This is a genomic window from Amycolatopsis sp. CA-126428 (genome assembly GCF_002904335.1).
Taxonomy (GTDB): domain Bacteria; phylum Actinomycetota; class Actinomycetes; order Mycobacteriales; family Pseudonocardiaceae; genus Amycolatopsis.
This window is the reverse complement of record NZ_PPHF01000001.1, coordinates 1-19,621: the sequence shown is the minus strand read 5'-3', so window position 1 is coordinate 19,621 and position 19,621 is coordinate 1. Positions and strand designations below refer to the sequence as shown.

Genomic DNA, 19,621 nt, shown 5'->3' with positions numbered 1-19,621 from the left:
GCTCGTGAGTGGTAAGGCGGGTTCTAACCCGCCTTACCACTCACGAGACGCCGAGGTGCCGGGAGATCAGCATCTTCTGGACCTCGCTCGTCCCCTCGCCGATCTCGAGGATCTTCGCGTCGCGGTAGAAGCGGCTCACCGGGAACTCGTTCATGAACCCGTAGCCACCGAAGATCTGCGTGGCGTCGCGCGCGTTGTCCATCGCCGCGTTCGAGGCCACCAGCTTCGCGATCGACGCCTCCTTCTTGAACGGCTCGCCGCGCAGCATCTTCGACGCCGCCTGGTAGTACGCCAGGCGCGCGGTGTGCGTGCGGACCTCCATGTCCGCGATCTTGAACTGGATCGCCTGGTACTCGCCGATCCGCCTGCCGAACGCGACCCGGTCCTTCACGTACTTGAGGCACTCGTCGACGCAGCCCTGCGCCAGCCCCACCGAAAGCGCGGCGATCGCCACCCGGCCTTCGTCCAAAATAGACAAGAACTGCGCGTAACCGCGGCCCCGGACGCCGACGAGGTTCTCCGCCGGGACCCGGACGTCCGAAAAGGACAGTTCGTGCGTGTCCGAGCAGTTCCAGCCGACCTTGGAGTACTTCGGGGCCACCGCGAAGCCCGGCGTTCCCGACGGGACGATGATCGCCGAGATCTCCTTGCGGCCGTTCTCCATCACGTCCGTCACCGCCGTGACCGTGACCAGGCGGGTGATGTCCGTGCCCGAGTTGGTGATGAACGCCTTGCTGCCGTTGATGACCCACTCGTCACCGTCCAAAGTGGCGCGGGTGCGGGTCGCCCCCGCGTCCGAACCGCCGCCCGGTTCGGTCAGTCCGAAACCGCCCAGCGCCGTGCCCTCGCACAGCGACGGCAGCCACTTCTCCTTCTGCTCCTGGGTCCCGAAGCGGAAGATCGGCATCGCGCCGAGGGAAACGCCGGCCTCCAGCGTGATCGCGACCGACGAATCGACCCGCGCCAGCTCCTCCAACGCCAGGCACAGCGCGAAGTAGTCGCCGCCCATGCCGCCGAACTCCTCGGGGAACGGGAGCCCGAACAGGCCCATCTCGCCCATCTTCGCGACGATCGCGTACGGGAACTCTTCCTTCTCGTACAGTTCGCCGATCACCGGCGCGACCTCGGCGTGCGCGAAGTCCTCGACGGTCTTGCGGAGGGACTCGTAGTCCTCGTCCAGGCGGAAGTCGATCACGGCTGCTCCTCTTGGGGCGCTACTACGGCAAGGGTTTCGTCCAGCGCGACCTGCTGGCCGGCCCGGACGGGGAGTTCGCTGACCACGCCGTCGATCGGCGCGGTGACGGTGTGCTCCATCTTCATCGCTTCGACGACCAGCAGCGGCGTCCCGGCCTTCACGACGTCTCCCGCGGCGACCTTCACCACCAGCACCGTGCCCGGCATCGGGCTGGTGACCGGGCCCGCGCCGGCGGCCTCGCCGCGCGAGGCCAGCACGAACTCCTGCTCACCGAACGGGAAGCTGAGCCCGTCGCGCGCCAGCCAGACCGTCCTGTCCGGACCGCAGGCCTGGCGGTAGCGGTGGAACCCGCCCGGATGCCGGATTTCGAGCACGTCGCCGTCGCGCCGGGCCGAGACCTGGACCGGCGCGTCGTCGTCGACGAACACCGTCGCCGCGGCGGGCGTGCCCTGCACCCGGACCACCGCGCGGGCGGAACCGGACTTCAACCGGAACGTCACCCCGCCCGAGCCGCCCATCCGCCAGCCGTCCGGCACGTCCCACGGGTCCACCACGGGCCCGGACGGCTGCAGCTCCAGGAACCGGTCCAGCGCGGCCGCGACGAAGAACTCCGCGGGCACGTCCGAGGAAACGAGTTCCGACAGCCGCCGGTCGACGAGTTCGGTGTCCAGCTTGCCGGCGCGGACGTCGGCGTCGGCCAGCAGCCCGCGCAGGAACGCCGTGTTCGTGCCGATGCCCAGCAACGCCGTGTCGGCCAGGGCGAGGTCGAGCCGGTGCAGCGCCGCCGCGCGGTCCGGGCCCCAGGCGATCACCTTGGCGAGCATCGGGTCGTAGTTCGAGCCGACCACCGCGCCGGGCGTCATCCAGGAGTCGACGCGGACGCCGTCGCCGGACGGCTCGTGCACCGCCAGCACCGTCCCACCGGTCGGGATGAAGCCGCGCGCCGGGTCCTCGGCGTACACGCGCGCTTCGACCGCGTGTCCATTGAGGACGACGTCTTCCTGCTTGAGGGAAAGGTGCTCCCCCGCGGCCACCCGGACCTGCCACTCGACGAGGTCGAGGCCGGTGACCAGCTCGGTGACCGGGTGTTCGACCTGCAGCCGGGTGTTCATCTCCATGAAGAAGAACTCGTCCGGGTCGTGGGCCGACATGATGAACTCGACGGTCCCGGCGCCGACGTACCCGACCGAGCGCGCGGCCTCGACCGCCGCCGAGCCCATCTTTTCGCGGGTGGCGACGTCCAGCAGCACCGACGGCGCTTCTTCGATGATCTTCTGGTGCCGCCGCTGCAGGCTGCACTCGCGTTCGCCGAGGTGGACGACGTTGCCGTGCGTGTCGGCCAGCACCTGGATCTCGATGTGCCGCGGCGTCGTGACGAACCGCTCCATCAGCAGCGTGTCGTCGCCGAAGGACCCCTTGGCCTCGCGCCGCGCGGACTCGATCGCCGCGTCCAGTTCCTCGGGGGCGTGCACCAGCCGCATCCCCTTGCCGCCACCGCCCGCGGACGGCTTGAGCAACAGCGGGTAGCCGACTTTCGACGCCGCCGCGGCGAAGCCGCCGTCGGGAATGTCCACATCGGACGCACCGGGCACGACCGGGACCCCGGCCTTCGACACCGTCGCCTTGGCGCGGATCTTGTCGCCCATGGCGTCGATCGCCGCGACCGGCGGGCCGATGAACACCAGCCCGGCGGCCTCACAGGCCCGCGCGAACTCGGCGTTCTCCGCCAGGAAGCCGTACCCCGGGTGCACCGCCTGCGCACCGGAAGCGACGGCGGCGTCCACCATGGCCGGAATCGAAAGGTAACTGCGAGAAGCCTCCGCCGGGCCGATCCGGACGGCCGCGTGCGCCTCCCGGACGTGCCGCGCGTCGGCGTCCGCGTCGCTGTAGACGGCGACCGCGCGGATGCCGAGGTCCCGCAGCGTGCGGATGACCCGGACCGCGATCTCGCCCCGGTTCGCGACCAACACTGAGTCGAACATGCCCCTCACATCCGGAAGACGCCGTAGTTGACCTCGGACAGCGGCGCGTTGGCCGCGGCCGAGAGGGCGAGGCCGAGCACCGTGCGGGTGTCCGCCGGGTCGATGACGCCGTCGTCCCACAGCCGGGCCGTCGAGTAGTACGGGCTGCCCTGCGCCTCGTACTGCTCGCGGATCGGGTCCTTGAACGCCTCTTCGTCCTCTGTGGACCATTTGCCGCCGCGCGCCTCGATCGAGTCGCGGCGGACGGTCGAGAGCACCGAAGCCGCCTGCTCGCCGCCCATCACCGAGATCCGCGCGTTCGGCCACATCCACAGGAACCGTGGCGAGTACGCCCGGCCGCACATCGAATAGTTGCCGGCCCCGAAGGAACCGCCGATCACGACGGTCAGCTTCGGCACCCGTGCGCACGCCACCGCGGTGACCATCTTCGCGCCGTGCTTGGCGATGCCGCCCGCCTCGTACGCGCGCCCGACCATGAAGCCGGTGATGTTCTGCAGGAACAGCAGCGGGATCGAGCGCTTGTCGCACAGCTCGATGAAGTGCGCGCCCTTCATCGCCGACTCGGCGAAGAGCACGCCGTTGTTCGCGATGATGCCGACCGGGTGGCCGTGGATCCGGGCGAAGCCGGTGACCAGCGTCGCGCCGTACTCCTTCTTGAACTCGCCGAACCGGCTGCCGTCGACGATCCGCGCGATCACCTCGCGCACGTCGTACGGCGTGCGCGGGTCGGTCGGCACGACGCCGTACAGCTCGGCCGGGTCGACGGCGGGCGCTTCGGTCGGCAGAACGTCCCACGGCCGCGGTGTGCGCGGGCCCAGTGTCGACACGATCGAGCGAACGATCCGCAGCGCGTGCGCGTCGTCGTCGGCCAGGTGGTCGGTGACCCCGGACTGGCGGGCGTGGACGTCGCCGCCGCCGAGCTCCTCCGCCGTGACGACTTCGCCGGTCGCCGCCTTCACCAGCGGCGGCCCGCCGAGGAAGATCGTGCCCTGGTTCCGGACGATCACGGCTTCGTCGCTCATCGCCGGGACGTACGCGCCGCCGGCGGTGCAGGAGCCGAGCACGGCGGCGACCTGCGGGATGCCGCGGGCGGACATCGTCGCCTGGTTGTAGAAGATCCGGCCGAAGTGTTCACGATCCGGGAAGACCTCGTCCTGCCGGGGCAGGAACGCGCCGCCGGAGTCCACCAGGTAGACGCACGGCAGGTTGTTGTGCAGCGCGACCTCCTGGGCGCGCAGGTGCTTCTTCACCGTCATCGGGTAGTACGTGCCGCCCTTGACGGTGGCGTCGTTGGCGACGACCACGCATTCCCGGCCCGACACCCGCCCGACGCCGGTGATGATGCCGGCCGACGGCGCTTCGTCGTCGTAGAGCCCGTTCGCCGCCAGCGGTGACAGCTCCAGGAACGGCGAGCCCGGGTCCAGTAGCGTGTCGACGCGGTCGCGCGGGAGCAGCTTGCCGCGCTCGACGTGCCGCGTGCGCGCCTTCTCCGGCCCGCCGAGCCGGGCGCTCGCCAAGCGTTTGCGGAGGTCTTCCACCAGCTCCGCGTGGGAGGTGGCGTTGCGGGCGTAGGCCTCGCTGTCCGGGGCAGCGGTCGTCCCCAGTGCCGGCGTGTCCATGGGCTCCCTCGAAGTTAGCGGTCGTTAACCTCCGCTCCGATGTTAGCGACCGCTAACGTGGGTGTCCAGTCGCCGGAACGCGCGCAACGGCCACCCCGGCGGACCGGGGTGGCCGTCACGGGCGGATCAGCCGATCGCCGCCGTCAGCGGGGCGTAGTAACCGCCCGACTGCCCGGCCACGGTCGGGTGGTAGGACTCGATCACCGGCCAGGTCAGGCTGTGCAGGTAATCGCCGGCCGACGAGCAGATGTTGTGCCCGTTGAACGACGGCCGGACGTCGACGAAGGTCCCGCCCGCCGAGGCGGCCCGGGACTGGATCACCGACGCCAGTGCGTCGGCGCCCGAGTTGATCGCCGTGCGCTTGGTGTCGCTCAGCCCGACCCAGCAGGAGCCGGGCACGGTGTAGAAGCGCGGGTAGGACAGGACGACGAGCCGGGCGCCCGGCGCCTTGGCCTTGATCGCGTTGTAGGTGTTGGTCAGCAGCGCCGGCAGCGTGTTGTTCACGTACGCCTTGGCCGTGTTGACCCGGTTCACGCAGTCGGAATCACTGCCCAGGGTGCAGGTGGTGATCACATCGCTGAACCCGGCGTCGTTCCCGCCGACGGTCACCGTGACGAGCGTGGCCGACGAGGGGATCGAGTTCGCCTGGCTGATCACGTCCCCGGTCTTCGCTCCCGAGCAGGCCAGGAACGTGAACGAGGTTCCGCTGTGGGCGTTGGCCCACAGCTGCGGGTAGGCCTTGGAGCTGCGGTAACAGCTCCCGGAACTGCCGTAGCTGCCGGCTCCGACCCCGGAGGAGTAGGAGTCGCCGAGCGCGGCGTAGACGGTCCCGGCGGCGTGGGCGAGGCCCGTGACGCCGAGTGTGGCAACGACAACGGCCCCCAGGGCCGTGCTCAACCGTAGGAGGGATCGCCGGAAATTACGGGTGGGAACAGCCATGGGTCACTCCTTTGTGACAGGGCCGACCCAAATAGGACAGCAGGTGAGGGGCTCACAAGGAACCCCTGGTTACCGGTAGGTACCCACTCGGCCCACACCGGAAGTGTGAAACGTCAGCGGTTCGTCAGCCGCCCAAGATCAACGGGAAACGCCCGGCCCCAGCCATTCGAGTGAACCGGCCGCTTCCGGCAGAACCGCGGACCGGGTTGGCGCGAGTAGGCCCTGACGCCGCCGGAGCCGACCGGGGGCTCGACGAAAGGGGAACACCCCATGGCGTTCGCGCGAAGAACCCTCACCGCGTTGCTGACCATCGCCGCCGGGCTCGGGCTGGGGGTGGCGACCGCGAGCCCCGCCTCGGCCGCGGAGAGCGGCTCGTGGCACGCGTACGGCAACACCAACCCGATCACCTCCAGCTCGGCCGACTGGCAGTGCGCCGGCTCCAAGGCGCTCGCCGCCAACGTGGTCGCGCAGGTCTGCGCGATCAGGTCGGCAGGCGGGGGCGCCGTGCAGGGGGCGGTGATCGTGCGCAACAACCGGGCCGCCCTCTACTCCGTGGACGCGGCCATGGACCTGTACACCACTTCGGGCTCCCCCCTGGGCATCTGGGCGTGCGCGTCGTCGGGGGTCGGGGCGAACTCGTGGTCGGTGTGCTTCGGGCGGTCCGTTGCCTGGAGCGGCCGGGTGAACTCGGTGGGCGCGGCGAACGGCGTGAACCTGGGTGTGTCGCCGCCCGTATGACCGGCTCGAGCGCTGGCGTCCCCCGGCCGGGGACGTTAGCGCTCGCTAACCTGCCGCTCTAATATGGCCTGATGCCGGCCAACCCCACCCCTCTGGTGAACGGCGAGAAGGCGAACAGGCGGGAACAGATCCTGTCCGCGGCCGCCGAGCTGTTCGCCCACCACGGCTTCCACGGCGTCGGGATCGACGACATCGGCGCCGCGGTGGGCATCTCCGGCCCGGCGCTCTACCGGCACTTCCGCAGCAAGGACGCGATCCTCGGCGAGATGCTGAACTCGATCAGCCGCTACCTGCTCGACGGCGGCACGGCGCGAGCCGCGCGGCCGGGTGAGCCCGACGACACGCTGACCGGCCTGGTGCGGTTCCACGTCGATTTCGCGCTCGAGCACCCGGCCTTGATCACCGTTCAGGAGCGCAACCTCGCCAACCTCACCGACGCCGACCGCAAGCAGGTGCGCGCGCTCCAGCGCCAGTACGTCGAGGTGTGGGTGCGCGTGATCCGCGAAGCCGTCCCGGACCTGGGAGAACGACAGGCGCGGTCGGCGGCACACGCCGTGTTCGGACTGATCAACTCGACCCCGTACAACCGCCATCTCGGTGACGACGAGCTCGCCGAACTGCTCTGCCGGCTCGCGCTGGGTGCCCTTCGCGCGGCCTGATGGCCATCGGCGGATCAAGGTATCCCGCCGAGCGCCCTCGTGGTGTTTGATGGGGCACGTGGACCCGGATTGGAGCGAGCAGGAGCGCCGGCTCGTCGAGAAGGCTCAGCGCGCGTTGACCGCGCTGAGCCTCGGCGACGACGCCGAAGCGCTGGGCGAGGTCGCCCCCTCGGCCGCCGAGCCGCAGGCCCGCGCGGACGAGACGAAGGCCCTGATGCTGCTGCTCTTCGGCGAGTGCAGCGCGATGGTCTCCACCCTCGGCGACGGCGGCAGCGCCCCGGTGAAGGTCCAGGTGTTCGACGAAGACGGCGAAGAGGTCTCGATCGACCAGGCCGACCCGCCGGTGCGGACGGCGGTCCGGACGCTGCTCGCGGAGGTGCACGGCAACACCGAAGCCGCGCAGGAGCAGGTCGAGATCGCGCTCGCCAACGCGGCCCCGGACGAGGTCGACAGCCTCGTCCTGCAGGCGCTGCGCTGGACCATCCGGCTGTCGGTGGAGTGCCTGGACCGCGACCTGCCGGTGGCCCCCTGGATCTCCGAGGCCGTCTCGGACTGACGCCCCGAAGCGCCTAACCCAGCAGGTGCTTGACCAGGGCCGCGATCTGGCCGGCTTCGATGAGGAACGAATCGTGCCCGTACGGCGAGGACACGATCGACGGCTCCGGCGCCCCGGGGATCCCGGCCGCGATCTCCGCCGACTGGTACAGCGGGTAGAGCCGGTCGCTGTCGACGCCGCCGATCACCGCCCGCGCCGTCACCCGGCCGAGGGCCGCCGCCACGCCGCCGCGGCCGCGGCCGACGTCGTGGGTGTTCATCGACTCCGTCAGCACCAGGTAGCTGTTCGCGTCGAAGCGGCGCGCCAGCTTGGCCGCGTGGTGGTCCAAATAGGACTCGACGGCGAACCGGCCGCCGCGCAGGGGATCTTCGCCGTCCTGCGGCACCCGGCCGAACCGCTGGGCCAGCTCGGGCTCGCTGCGGTAGGTGACGTGCGCGATCCGCCGGGCGATGCCGAGCCCGGCGCCGGGTCCCGAAGGCGCCGAGTAGTAGTCGCCGCCGTGGAAGCACGGGTCCGCGCGGATCGCGTGCAGCTGCGGGGCCGCCCAGGCGATCTGCTCGGCCGACGCCCGGGCGGTCGAGGCCAGCACCAGCACCGAAGCCACCCGCGGCGGCAGCGACACCGCCCACTCCAGCGCGCGCATCCCGCCCATCGACCCGCCGACGACGGCCGCCCAGCGGTCGATGCCCAGCGTGTCCGCCAGCGCCGCTTCGGCCGCGACCTGGTCGCGGACCGTGACCACCGGGAACCGGCTGCCCCACGGCCGCCCGTCGGGCGCCGGCGACGACGGCCCGGTCGAGCCCTGGCAGCCGCCGAGCACGTTCGGGACCACGACGAAGAACTCGTTCGTGTCGACGGCCTTCCCCGGCCCGATCAGCGCGTCCCACCAGCCCGCGCTCGGGTGCCCCGGCCCGGCGGGACCGGCCGCGTGGCTGTCCCCGGTCAGGGCGTGCTCGACGAGGATCGCGTTGGACGCATCGGCGTTCAGCGTCCCCCACGTCTCGTACGCGAGGGAGAACGACGGCAGCACGCCACCGGCCTCCAGGGCGAGCGCGCCGGGGCCGGTGACGAACTGCCGGCGGCCCGGCGGATCACCGATCCGCCAGGCGCCGGTGACGGGCCCAGCCGTCACAGTTCCGCCTTGGCCGCCCGGAATCCGGCCTCGAGGTCGGCCTTGAGGTCCTCGATGCCCTCCAGCCCGACGGCGAGCCGGACCAGCCCGGGCGTGACGCCGCTGGAGAGCTGCTCCTCGGGGTTGAGCTGGCTGTGCGTGGTCGACGCCGGGTGCACGATCAGGCTCCGGACGTCGCCGATGTTCACCAGCTGGCTGTGCAGCTCGGTGCCGTCGACGAACTTCCGGCCCGCCTCGACCCCGCCGCGCAGGTCGAACGACAGGACCGCGCCCGCGCCGCGCGGGAGGTACTTCTGCGCGTTGGCGTGGTGCGGGCTCGACGGCAGGCCGGCGTAGTAGACCGTCTCGACCTCGTCGCGCTGTTCCAGCCACTCGGCCAGCGCCTGCGCGTTCGCCACGTGCCGTTCGATGCGCAGCGACAGCGTCTCGATGCCCTGCAGGATCAGGAAGCTGTTCAACGGCGAGATCGCCGCGCCGGTGTCGCGCAGGATCTGGACGCGCGCCTTCGCCGCGTACGCGCCCGGGCCGAGCGCCTCCCAGTACTTCAGGCCGTGGTAGCTGGGGTCCGGCTCGGTGAAGCCCGGGAACCGCGCCGGGTCCTTGCCGAAGTCGAACGTGCCGCCGTCGACCAGCAGGCCGGCCACCGTGGTGCCGTGGCCGCCGAGGTACTTGGTCGCGGAGTGCACGACGACGTCGGCGCCGTGCTCGATCGGGCGTAGCAGGTACGGCGTCGGCACCGTGTTGTCGACGACGAGCGGGACGCCGGCCTCGTGCGCGACGTCGGCGACGCCCCGGATGTCGAGGACGTTGCTGCCCGGGTTGGCCAGCGTCTCGGCGAAGAACAGCTTGGTGTTCGGCCGGACGGCGGCGCGCCACTGCTCCAGGTCGTCCTGGTCGTCGATGAACGTGACCTCGACCCCGAGCTTCGGCAGCGTGTAGTGGAAGAGGTTGTAGGTGCCGCCGTAGAGCGACGGGCTGGAGACGAAGTGGTCGCCCGCTCCCGCGAGGTTCAGGATCGCCGCCGTGGTCGCGGCCGAGCCGGACGCGAACGCCAGCGCCGCGACGCCGCCTTCGAGCGCGGCGAGCCGCTGCTCCAGCACGTCCTGGGTCGGGTTCATGATCCGCGTGTAGATGTTGCCGGGCTCGGCGAGGCTGAACAGGTCGGCGCCGTGCTGGCTGTCGCGGAAGACGTACGACGTCGTCTGGTAGATCGGCGTCGCCCGCGCCCCGGTGGCCGGGTCCGGCGCGGCACCCGCGTGGATCTGCTGGGTCTCGAAGGACCACGCCGAAGTCTCGGCCATCGGTTTTCTCCTTGCGGCTCAAGGGGTTCTCGGAGGGCTGCCGGGACGAAGCTACTTGCGCCGAACGGCCTACCCAACCCGTCCCACCTCCTGGGAGTCAAATTGCCTTGCCAATCGAATCTCTCTGTAGCTAAGATATTTATCAATAGAGATTCACGGGCATGGAGGTAGTCGTGGCGGAGCGGGTGCAGGTGCTGGTCGTGGGGGCCGGGCTGGGCGGGTTGTCGGCGTCGCTGTTCCTGGCGCAGGCGGGCGTGGAGGTGCTGACCGTCGAGCGGCACGCGGGGACGTCGGTCCATTCGCGCGCCGCCGGGCAGAACTGGCGCACGATGGAGTTGTTCCACTGGGCGGGAATCGACCGCGAGGTGCTGGCGGCGAGCCCGCGGGCGTCGCAGGGGTTGCGGATCACCGTCGCGACCAGCCTGGCCGGGCGGGTGCTGCACCGGCTCGTCCAGGACGGCAGCGAGTTCGACGTCTCGGCGTCGACGACGCTGCCCGCCGGCATGGCCGGGCAGGACGTCGTGGAGCCGATCCTGCTGGCGCACGCCGAAAAGGCGGGCGCGCGGGTGGTGTTCCGGACCGAGCTGACCGACCTCGCGCCGGAGGAGGACGGCGTCACCGCGACGCTGCGGCACCGCGATACCGGCGAGGAAACCGTGGTGCGCGCGGACTACGTCGTCGCGGCCGACGGCGGGCGCAGCGGCATCCGGCAGCGGCTCGGCATCGGGACCACCGGGATGGACGCGCTGAGCCACTGCCTCGGCGTGGTGTTCGACGCCGACCTCGGCGACCGGGTCCAGGCCGGCCTGTCCGACCTGTTCTACCTGCAGCACCCGGACTTCACGGCCGGGTTCGTCAACACCGACGTGCCGAACCGGTACGCCTTCGCCCCGGACTACTTCCCGGACCGCGGGGAAAGCCCGGCGGACTTCACCCACGACCGGCTCGTCGCGATGATCCGCGCCGCCACCGACCTGCCGGAGCTGGACCCGGAGATCGTCTGGACGGGCTCGTGGGAAGTCGCCGCGCGGCTCGCCGACCGGTTCCGCGCCGGGCGGGTGTTCCTGATCGGCGACGCGGCGAAGGTGACGCCGCCGACCGGCGGGATGGGCGGCAACACGGCGGTGGGCGACGCCGCGGACCTCGCGTGGAAGCTCGCCGCGGTGCTGCGCGGCGAAGCGGGTCCGGCGCTGCTCGACACCTACGAAGCCGAGCGGAAGCCGATCGCGCGGATGGTCATCGACACGTCGCTGCACAACATGAAGCAGCGCATGCACCCCGATCTCGACGTCTCCGGGCTGACGAAGGCCGAGGACCAGGTGGGGATCCTCCTCGGGTTCCGCTATCGGTCGACCGCGGTGCTCACCGAGGAGCCGGACGACGGCGAACGCGTGGAGGACGTGCACGCCCCGACCGGCCGCCCCGGCTTCCGCGCGCCCGGCCTGGAGTCCACTGTGGACCTGATCGGCCGCTCGTGGGTCCTGCTGTGCGCCGGCGACGGCACGCGGTGGCAGCCGGCCGCGGCGGACATCGCGGCGGAGCTGGGCGTCCGTCTCGACTGCCACGTGCTTGACGACGACCTCTTCGCCGCTCGCTACGGCCTTGCGACGGGCGGCGCTTCGCTGGTGCGTCCCGACGGCATCGTCGCGTGGCGCTCCCCGGAGCCGGCCGAGGACACCGCGGGTGAGCTGCGGCGGGTCCTGACGGCGGTCCTGTCCCGCTAGCCGCGCCGCTTCTCCGGCTTCGCGCGGAGCCCGCGGTTCGGGGCAGCCACTCGGGTGGTCACCCCACCGCGGGCCGCCGGCCGACCCCGGCGAAGTGTTCGTGCAGCTCGCGGACGTGCTGGGCCCAGAACAGCCGCCGCCCGCCACGGGTGCGGGGCACGGCCAGGCCCTTGCGGCTCGCGAGCCGGTAGAAGCCGGGCCCGGCGTCCTCCGCACCGAGGTCGCGGACGAGCGCGCCGAGCAGCCGCCCGCCCGCCTCGTCGAACCCGGCTTCGGAGATGCGGTCGAGCAGCCGGGCCATGCTCGCGCGGCCCTCGCCGGTGGTGAAGTCGAACCCGGCCACCCCGGTGCGCCGGATCAGCGCGGCGGCGAATTCACCGAAGGAAGTCGTCCGGTCCACGACCGCGCGCGCGATCAAAATCGCCTTGCCCGCGTCGATCATCTTTTGCCATTCCGCCACGTCACGTCCGTACAAGCCGGCCACCTCGCACTTTCCCCGGCGAAACCTCCCGGTCGATCGCGAGAGGATGCCACACGCCCGATCCGCGGGCCCACCGGGGCGGGTTTCGCTGGCCACAAGGGCTTCCGGCACCACGGGCGGTTTCTTTTCGCTCTTCCGGGATCTCCGGCAGGAGTTTTCCACCGTTGCGATGAATGGGGGAACCGGCTGGGACGGATCGCCGGGATGAAATAGAGTCGGCGCCTCTCCGGACCCGAGGATCGATCGGCGGGTCCGGCATTCCCGAAATCACCGGAGCACCGTGCGCGATCCCCCCTGAACGCCTGCCGGGGCGGCGCGTCCGCCCGCCACCGCCCCGGCAGGCCCCGGCTCAGCGCCGGCCGAGCACCCAGTGGAAGGTCGCCGGCCCCTCCGGCTCCCGCATCGTCACGATCTCGTCCACCTCGAGGGTGAACCCGGCCGTTTCGAGCAGCCGCCGGTTTTCCGCGGGCGCGTGGCTGCTGAAGAACATCGGCGCGCCGAGCCAGCCGGCCTCGACGCCGTTCGCTTCGCTGCACCCGAGCGCGGCCAGGAACCAGCCGCCGGGACGCAGCCAGGCGGCGATCCGCGCGAAGAGCGCGCCGTGCTCCTCCCGGGGCACGTGCAGCACCGAGTAGAACGCCGTCACGGCGGCGAAGCTGCCGTCCGGAAAGGACAGTGCGGTCAGGTCGCCCCGCTCGAACCGCGCGCCGGGGACGTTCCGCCGCGCCAGTTCCAGCTGCGCCGCGGAGAGGTCGACACCGAGGACGTCGTGGTGTTCGGCGAGCGCGGCGGTGCTCGGCACCCCGGCGCCGCAGCCGAGGTCGAGCACCCGGACGCCGTCGTCGAGCCGGCCGGTCAGCTCCCCCAGGAACCGCGACCGCGGGTCGTCCGCGATCCGCGCACTCCACTCGAGGTACCGCTCCGCCACGCTGTCGTAACCGCTTTCCACGATCCGCCGGGCTTCGCTCACCGCACCGACCCTACCGAGCCTTCCAGCGGTTTCTCGGCAAGAATGGTCTTGTGGTTTCGGTGCGGAGCGTGGTCGACCGGGTGGGGCCGACGCTGCTCCACGCGCTCCAGGTGCCCGAAGACTCGCCCGCGGTCGCAGACGTCGTCATCGCCGAACCCGGCGGGGCGCTCACGCTGTCCGCCGGCGACCTCGTGCTCGGCGTCGCCACGACCGGGCCCGAAGACGCCGCCGAGCTGGTGAAGCAGAGCGCCGGGCAAGGCGCCGCCGCGGTGCTGCTCAAGCCGCCGCTGGCCGCGAAACCGGCGGTGAAGCGGGCCGCGAAGGCCAGCGGGATCGCGCTGATCCAGGTCCACGCCGCGACGTCGTGGGCGCAGCTCGTCTGGCTGCTGCGGACCGTGCTCGACGCCCTCGCCGACGAGTCCGAGGACCTCGACCCCGGATCCGGTGACCTGTTCCGGCTGGCCGACGCCGTCGCGAGCGTCGTCGACGCGCCGGTGACCATCGAGGACACCAACTCGCGCGTGCTCGCCTACTCCGCGCGCCAGGACCTGACCGACCCCGCCCGCGTCGCCACGATCATGGGCCGCCGCATCCCCGACGACGTCCTCGCGCGGTTCCGGTCGCGCGGGGTGTTCCGCGAGCTGTCCCGCGGCCGGCAGACGATCTTCGTCCCGGCCCAGCGCGACGGCACGCTGCCGCGGCTGATCGTGCCGATCCGGATGGGCGGCGAGCTGCTCGGGTCGATGTGGGCGGTGGTCGCCGGGCCGGTGTCCGACGAGCGCGCGGCCGCGTTCGCCGACGCCGCCCCGGTCGTCGCGCTGCACCTGCTGCGGCGGCGCGCGCACACCGACGCCCAGCGCCGCGCGTCGGCCGAGCTGCTGCGCGAGGTGCTCGAAGGCCGGGCGAACCCGCGCAAGGCGATGGCGGAGCTGGACCTGTCCGACGAGCCGCACCGCGTGGTCGTCATCGAGGTCACCGGCGGCGACGGGCGCGACGCCGAGGGCCTGCGGCTCGCCCTGCTCGAACGGATCTCCCAGGGCATCGGCAGCCGCCCGGTGGCGACCGAGCTCGGCGGGCTGCTCTACGCCGTGGTGCCGGACCGCCCGGGTCCGGGCGGCTGGACCGAGCTGCGGCAGGCCCTGGACGCGCAACCGGCGTCGCGGCGCGGCGGCGCTTCCCGCGCGGCGGCGGGCTCCCCCGGCGGGATCGGCGACCTCTCGGCGTCGCGCGCCCAGGCCGACGAAGCCCTCGGCCTGCTGCGCACCGAGATCCTCGCCGCGCGCGTGATCGCCTTCGACGAGGCCTGGACGGCGCTGACGCTGCACCGCGGCGCGACGGCGGCCTCGGCGGCGCGGGTCGCCGACCTCGGCCCGCTGGGCACCCTGCGCGCGCACGACGAATCGGGCAAGGCCGGGTACGTCGAGACGCTCTACGAGTGGCTGCGGCACCCCGGCGACCCGCGGGCGGCGGCGCGGGAGCTGCGGATCCACCCGAACACCCTGCGGTACCGGATGCGGAAGCTGCTCGAACTGGTGCCGCTGGACCTCGACGACCCCGACGTCCGGCTGGCCCTGCTGACCCAGCTCGTCGCCGTGCGCTGGAGCTGATGGGCCGTTCGGCCCAGCGTTTCACCCATGCGTTACTCCGCATGGATCGCGCCGATCGTTCGGATTGTCCTTTCCAGCCGAAAGATGGTGGATTCCGAAGATCGCGTGCCGCATTTTCTCCTCACCACCCCGGGTAGCCGGGTCGTTGCCAGAGGAGTACCTCCATGAGCAGTTCGGAGCGGTTCGGTAAGGCCATCAAGCTGGGTGCGGTGTCCGCGCTCTCCCTGGTCGCCCTGGTCGTCCCGGCCGCAGGAGCCGGGAGCGCCGTCGCGGCGCCGAGCGGCGACTGCTTCACCCCCGCCCACGCCGCGGACCGCAGCAAGGACGGTCACGCCGACTCGGTGTCCCCGGCCGAGGCGGCCCGCATCGAGGCGGACATGCAGAGCAAGCTCGCCGGCAAGCGTTCGGCGCGTTCGGCCGAGGCCGCCGCGGCGGTCTCGATCCCGGTGTACTTCCACGTGATCACCAGCGGTTCGACCGGCAACCTCCCCGCGTCGACGATCAGCAAGCAGATCTCGGTCCTGAACAGCGCCTACGCGTCGAGCGGCTTCAGCTTTTCGCTCGTGAGCACCGACTACACGAACAACTCCACCTGGTACAACGGCATCACCGACGGCACCTCGGCCGAGCGCAACATGAAGAACGCGCTGCGCAAGGGCGGCAAGAACGCGCTGAACGTCTACACCGCCAACCTCGGCGACGACCTGCTCGGCTGGGCGACGTTCCCGTCGAACTACAGCTCGCAGCCGAAGCTGGACGGCGTGGTGCTGCTGGACGAGTCCCTCCCGGGCCGCTCGGCGACGAACTTCAACGAGGGCGACACGGCAACCCACGAGGTCGGCCACTGGATGGGCCTCTACCACACGTTCCAGGGCGGCTGCTCCGGCTCGGGCGACTACGTCTCGGACACCCCGGCCGAAGCGACGGCGACGTCGGGCTGCCCGGCGAACAAGGACACCTGCACCTCGACGGGCAAGGACCCGGTCCACAACTTCATGGACTACAGCTACGACAGCTGCATGTACGAGTTCACCGCGGGCCAGACCTCGCGGATGAAGAGCGCGTGGTCGGCGTACCGCGCCTGAGCCTCCGTTTCCCGCGGCGGAATCCGTGAAGGCCTCCTCGGCTCCCCGAGGGGGCCTTCACGGCGTCTCCGGCACCTCGTAACCGAGGTCCTTCGCCACCAGCCGCGACGGCCGCAGGTACACCCAGACCGCGCCGACGTCCCCGTGCAGGTACTCGCGGAACCGCGGATCCCACCGCTGCTCGTCAGCCCCCAGGTACCGCACCAGCTTCCGCCGCCCCCGCGCCACGTCGAACGGCCGCACCTCGGCGTCACCGCTCGCCAAAACCTGCAGGACCACCCCGGTCTCGAGGTCACAAACATCAACGCAAAGCGCCACCCGGGGCCGCGAACGAAGCAGCGCCGGCAGGCGTGACCACGGGCCGCTGAGGATCCAGAACGCGCCGTCCTCCCACAGGTACCAGGTGGGCCGGACCGTCGGCCCGTCCGTGGCCACCCGGGCCGTCAGCGGGCGGGCGAGGAAGTCGTCGATCATGTGACCAGCAACGTCTTCCCCACCGTCGCGCGCGACTCGATCGCCGAGTGGGCGTCCGCCGCCTTCTCCAGCGGGAACCGCTGGCCGATCACCGGTACCAGGCTCCCCGTCGCCGCCGCGGCCAGCGCCGCCTCCGTGAACGCGCGCAGCTGCGCCGGCTCTCCGATCGAGCGCACCAGCGAAACTCCCCGCGCCGCGGCGTCCTCTTCGGACACTTCGGCCCACGAACCGCCCGCCAGCCCGTACACCGCCATCCGGCCACCCCGGCGCAGCAGCCCGAACGCCGCCGTGCCGATCGCCCCGCCCACGCCGTCGAACACGACGTCCACCGGGCCGGCCGAGACCGTCCAGTCCGGCCGCAGGTAGTCGGTCACGACGTCGGCCCCGCGCACGTGCGCCACCTTCGCCGGCCCGCCCGCCGCGCCGATCACCGTCGCTCCCGCCGCCTTCGCCAGCTGCACCAGCAGGCCGCCGACGCCGCCCGCCGCCGCCTCGACCAGGACTCGATCGCCCGGGCGCACCCTGGTCGCATGGACCAAGCCGGTCGCCGTCCGCCCGTCCGCGAGCAGCGCCACCGCCGCGTCGAGCGACAGCCCGGGCGGTACCTCGAACACCGCCGCCGCGTCCACCGCGACGCGCTCGGCGTACCCGCCGGAGCCGCCGGTCGACGTGACCACCCGCTGCCCCGCCAGCCCCGGGTCCACCCCCGCACCGACCGCGCTGATGACGCCGCCGACGCCGTTGCCCGGGATCACCGGCAGCGACGCCCGGAACGGCCCCGGAGCGCCCGCCCGGAACTGCGTCTCGACGAAGGTGGTGTTCGCGAACACCACCTCGACCAGCACCTGCCCCGGCCCGGGGACCGGGTCCGGTGCCTCCCCCGGGACCAGGACCTCCGGACCGCCGAACTCTCTCAACCACACCGCACGCATGCCGCAACGCTGCAACTTCAAGTGAAGTCGAAGTCAAGGACCTTGTTCTCATGGAACCATGAATACGGCTCCGAACTGTTCGCTCAGCACGATGACACCGCCGTCCGGGTGGTTCACCGTGAGTGGCAACACCGCACCGAATTCCGGACGCAGACCGACCCAGGAGGCCGACCGTGCGTATCGCCGTTCCCCGTGAGATCAAGAAGCACGAATACCGGGTCGCGCTGACCCCGGCCGGGGTGCACGAGCTGGCCGGCCGGGGGCACGACGTCTTCGTCGAGACCGGCGCCGGGATGGGTTCGTCCATCACCGACGAGGAGTACGTCGCCGCCGGCGCGAAGATCCTCACCACCGCCGAGGAGACCTGGGCCGAGGGCGAGCTCGTCCTCAAGGTCAAGGAACCCATCGCCGAGGAGTACGGCCGGCTCCGGCGCGACCAGGTCCTCTTCACGTACCTGCACATCGCCGCCGACCGGCCGCTGACCGACGCGCTGCTGGCGGCCGGCACCACCGCGATCGCCTACGAGACGGTGCAGACCGCGACCGGTGCGCTGCCGCTGCTCGCCCCGATGTCCGAGGTCGCCGGCCGGCTGGCCCCGCAGGTCGGCGCGTTCTCCCTGATGAAGCCGAGCGGCGGCCGCGGTGTGCTGCCCGGCGGCATCCCGGGCGTGCACCCGGCCCGCGTCGTCGTCATCGGCGGCGGGGTCGCGGGCCTGAACGCCGCCCGCGTCGCGCTCGGCCTCGGCTCGGACGTCGAGATCCTCGACACCAACGTCGACCGCCTCCGCCAGATCGACAACGACTTCGGCGGCCGCATCCGCACGGTGACCTCGACCCGCCTCTCGGTGGAGGAGTCCGTGCTGCAGGCCGACCTGGTCATCGGCGCGGTGCTGGTCCCCGGCGCGAAGGCGCCGAAGCTGGTCTCGAACGACCTGGTGGCCCGCATGAAGCCGGGCAGCGTGCTCGTGGACATCGCGATCGACCAGGGTGGCTGCTTCGCCGACTCGCGTCCGACCACGCACGACGACCCGACCTACACGGTGCACGAGTCGGTGTTCTACTGCGTCGCGAACATGCCGGGCGCGGTGCCCCGGACGTCGACCTACGGCCTCACGAACGTCACGCTGCCGTACGCGGTCCAGCTGGCCGAGCACGGCTGGAAGGCCGCCCTGCAGGCCGACGCGGCGCTCGCGAAGGGCCTCAACACGCACGCCGGCGCCCTGACGAACGGCCCGGTCGCGGTGGCCCACGACCTCCCGCACACACCGCTGGACACCGTCCTCGCCTGACCGCATTTCCCCGAGCGGGTTCCTGTCGCACCCGGCAGGAGCCCGCTCCCTTATTTCACGCCCGTCCGTCCACTACGGACAGGGCGCCGGCCTGCGCGACGCGACGCCGGAACCTAGGCCCCCGCGGCAACCACGTGGTAACCGGCACCGCGAACGGTCCGGATGGTCTCCACCCCGAACGGAAGATCGATCTTTCGCCGCAGCGCACTGACGTGCACCTCGACCAGATTGGCCGTCGCGGAGGCAGCGAAGTCCCAGAGGTTGTCAACGAGTTCACCTTTGCTGACCACCTGCCCGGCCCGCTGCACGAGGTAGGCAAGAAGAGCGAACTCCTTGACGGTGAGCGCAATGCCGGCGCTACCACGCCGGCAGGTCCGGCTGGCCAGATCGAGTTCAAGGTCCCCCAGCTTGAGCACCCCCGCCCGAGTGGCCCCACCCCGCCGGATCAGAGCACGCAGCCGCGAAAGAAGAACCCCGTAGGAGAAGGGCTTGGGCAGAAAGTCATCGGCCCCGGTATCGAGCGCCTCGATCTCGTCATCCTCACCATCTTTGGCGGTGAGCATGAGAACAGGAGTCCGATCCCCCCGTTCCCGAAGCCGCCGGCACACGCGATACCCATTCAGCCCGGGCAGCATGACATCAAGAACGATGGCCGCATAGGACCACTCCCCGGCATACCAAAGCGCATCCCGCCCGTTGAAGGCAACATCAACGGCATAGCCCTCAGCACCCAAACCACCACGCAGAGCCTCAGCAAGCCGCCGTTCATCCTCAACAACCAAGATCCGCACCAGCCAACGATGCCACAAACCCCACCCCAAAAGCGGAGCACAGGCCACCGCAAACCCCGCGGAAGCCCCACACCCCGCCCCTCCCGGACCTCGCCCCTCCCGGACCTCGCCCCTCCCGGACCTCGCCCCTCCCGGACCTCGCCCCTC

18 protein-coding genes are annotated in these 19,621 nt (G+C 71.5%); 7 read left to right on the top strand and 11 right to left on the bottom strand.

Translation table 11 applies throughout. From position 1 onward, the window contains the following. Positions 1-40: 40 nt before the first annotated feature. The 4 genes from C2L58_RS00090 to C2L58_RS00075 form a co-directional block, all read right to left on the bottom strand. Positions 41-1,195, bottom strand: coding sequence for an acyl-CoA dehydrogenase family protein (locus tag C2L58_RS00090; RefSeq protein ID WP_103334722.1), 1,155 nt, complete (start codon positions 1,193-1,195; stop codon positions 41-43). Then, entirely contained in the window at positions 1,192-3,177 is a 1,986-nt protein-coding gene (locus tag C2L58_RS00085; RefSeq protein ID WP_103334720.1) for an acetyl/propionyl/methylcrotonyl-CoA carboxylase subunit alpha, read from the bottom strand. The genes C2L58_RS00090 and C2L58_RS00085 overlap by 4 nt, the downstream gene beginning before the upstream one ends. 5 nt (positions 3,178-3,182) lie before the next feature. Continuing rightward, positions 3,183-4,796, bottom strand: coding sequence for a carboxyl transferase domain-containing protein (locus C2L58_RS00080; RefSeq protein WP_103334718.1), 1,614 nt, complete (start codon positions 4,794-4,796; stop codon positions 3,183-3,185). Between the two features lie 126 nt (positions 4,797-4,922). Then, positions 4,923-5,693, bottom strand: a complete 771-nt coding sequence (locus tag C2L58_RS00075) for an SGNH/GDSL hydrolase family protein (protein WP_103334717.1) — start codon at positions 5,691-5,693, stop codon at positions 4,923-4,925. A gap of 312 nt (positions 5,694-6,005) precedes the next feature. Here C2L58_RS00075 and C2L58_RS00070 point away from each other — a divergent pair, with 312 nt between their 5' ends. The 3 genes from C2L58_RS00070 (at position 6,006) to C2L58_RS00060 (ending at position 7,688) form a co-directional block, all read left to right on the top strand. Next, the gene (locus tag C2L58_RS00070) at positions 6,006-6,473 is read left to right on the top strand and encodes a hypothetical protein (protein ID WP_103334715.1); all 468 of its coding nucleotides are present in this window, start codon (positions 6,006-6,008) and stop codon (positions 6,471-6,473) included. Between the two features lie 71 nt (positions 6,474-6,544). Beyond that, positions 6,545-7,132: an SACE_7040 family transcriptional regulator gene (locus C2L58_RS00065; RefSeq protein WP_199191026.1), complete on the top strand. Its 588-nt coding sequence runs from the start codon at positions 6,545-6,547 to the stop codon at positions 7,130-7,132. Between the two features lie 49 nt (positions 7,133-7,181). Further along, positions 7,182-7,688, top strand: a complete 507-nt coding sequence (locus C2L58_RS00060) for a hypothetical protein (RefSeq protein ID WP_013229665.1) — start codon at positions 7,182-7,184, stop codon at positions 7,686-7,688. Positions 7,689-7,701: 13 nt separating this feature from the next. On the opposite strand, the gene metX is transcribed toward C2L58_RS00060, so the two are convergent. Both metX and C2L58_RS00050 read right to left on the bottom strand, forming a co-directional pair. Continuing rightward, positions 7,702-8,820 (bottom strand): homoserine O-acetyltransferase MetX, encoded by a 1,119-nt coding sequence (gene metX / locus C2L58_RS00055; protein WP_103334713.1) that lies wholly within the window; start codon positions 8,818-8,820, stop codon positions 7,702-7,704. Next, positions 8,817-10,121: a bifunctional o-acetylhomoserine/o-acetylserine sulfhydrylase gene (locus C2L58_RS00050; protein WP_103334712.1), complete on the bottom strand. Its 1,305-nt coding sequence runs from the start codon at positions 10,119-10,121 to the stop codon at positions 8,817-8,819. The genes metX and C2L58_RS00050 overlap by 4 nt, the downstream gene beginning before the upstream one ends. A 161-nt stretch (positions 10,122-10,282) precedes the next feature. Between C2L58_RS00050 and rdmE the strand changes: the two genes are divergently transcribed. Beyond that, the gene (gene rdmE, locus C2L58_RS00045; RefSeq protein WP_233225483.1) at positions 10,283-11,845 is read left to right on the top strand and encodes an aklavinone 12-hydroxylase RdmE; all 1,563 of its coding nucleotides are present in this window, start codon (positions 10,283-10,285) and stop codon (positions 11,843-11,845) included. Between the two features lie 58 nt (positions 11,846-11,903). On the opposite strand, the gene C2L58_RS00040 is transcribed toward rdmE, so the two are convergent. Together C2L58_RS00040 and C2L58_RS00035 are read right to left on the bottom strand one after the other, a co-directional pair. Then, a complete protein-coding gene (locus tag C2L58_RS00040; protein WP_233225482.1) occupies positions 11,904-12,305 on the bottom strand; it encodes a hypothetical protein in 402 nt (133 codons plus the stop codon). Between the two features lie 370 nt (positions 12,306-12,675). Continuing rightward, entirely contained in the window at positions 12,676-13,296 is a 621-nt protein-coding gene (locus C2L58_RS00035; RefSeq protein WP_103334708.1) for a class I SAM-dependent methyltransferase, read from the bottom strand. A gap of 50 nt (positions 13,297-13,346) precedes the next feature. On the opposite strand from C2L58_RS00035, the gene C2L58_RS00030 reads away from it, so the two are divergent. Both C2L58_RS00030 and C2L58_RS00025 read left to right on the top strand, forming a co-directional pair. Further along, positions 13,347-14,903, top strand: a complete 1,557-nt coding sequence (locus C2L58_RS00030; protein WP_103334707.1) for a PucR family transcriptional regulator — start codon at positions 13,347-13,349, stop codon at positions 14,901-14,903. A 164-nt stretch (positions 14,904-15,067) separates the two neighbouring features. Then, entirely contained in the window at positions 15,068-15,988 is a 921-nt protein-coding gene (locus tag C2L58_RS00025) for a zinc metalloprotease (protein ID WP_103334705.1), read from the top strand. Positions 15,989-16,045: 57 nt separating this feature from the next. Here C2L58_RS00025 and C2L58_RS00020 read toward each other — a convergent pair whose 3' ends face one another. Both C2L58_RS00020 and C2L58_RS00015 read right to left on the bottom strand, forming a co-directional pair. Continuing rightward, entirely contained in the window at positions 16,046-16,462 is a 417-nt protein-coding gene (locus C2L58_RS00020) for a pyridoxamine 5'-phosphate oxidase family protein (protein WP_103334703.1), read from the bottom strand. Continuing rightward, positions 16,459-17,394, bottom strand: a complete 936-nt coding sequence (locus C2L58_RS00015) for a zinc-binding dehydrogenase (protein ID WP_103334701.1) — start codon at positions 17,392-17,394, stop codon at positions 16,459-16,461. The genes C2L58_RS00020 and C2L58_RS00015 overlap by 4 nt, the downstream gene beginning before the upstream one ends. A gap of 173 nt (positions 17,395-17,567) precedes the next feature. Here C2L58_RS00015 and ald point away from each other — a divergent pair, with 173 nt between their 5' ends. Further along, complete coding sequence (gene ald / locus C2L58_RS00010) at positions 17,568-18,683, top strand: alanine dehydrogenase (RefSeq protein ID WP_103334700.1); 1,116 nt, start codon at positions 17,568-17,570, stop codon at positions 18,681-18,683. A gap of 113 nt (positions 18,684-18,796) precedes the next feature. Here the strand turns inward: ald and C2L58_RS00005 are convergent, their stop codons facing one another. Beyond that, a complete protein-coding gene (locus C2L58_RS00005; protein ID WP_199191025.1) occupies positions 18,797-19,474 on the bottom strand; it encodes a response regulator transcription factor in 678 nt (225 codons plus the stop codon). Positions 19,475-19,621: the final 147 nt, after the last annotated feature.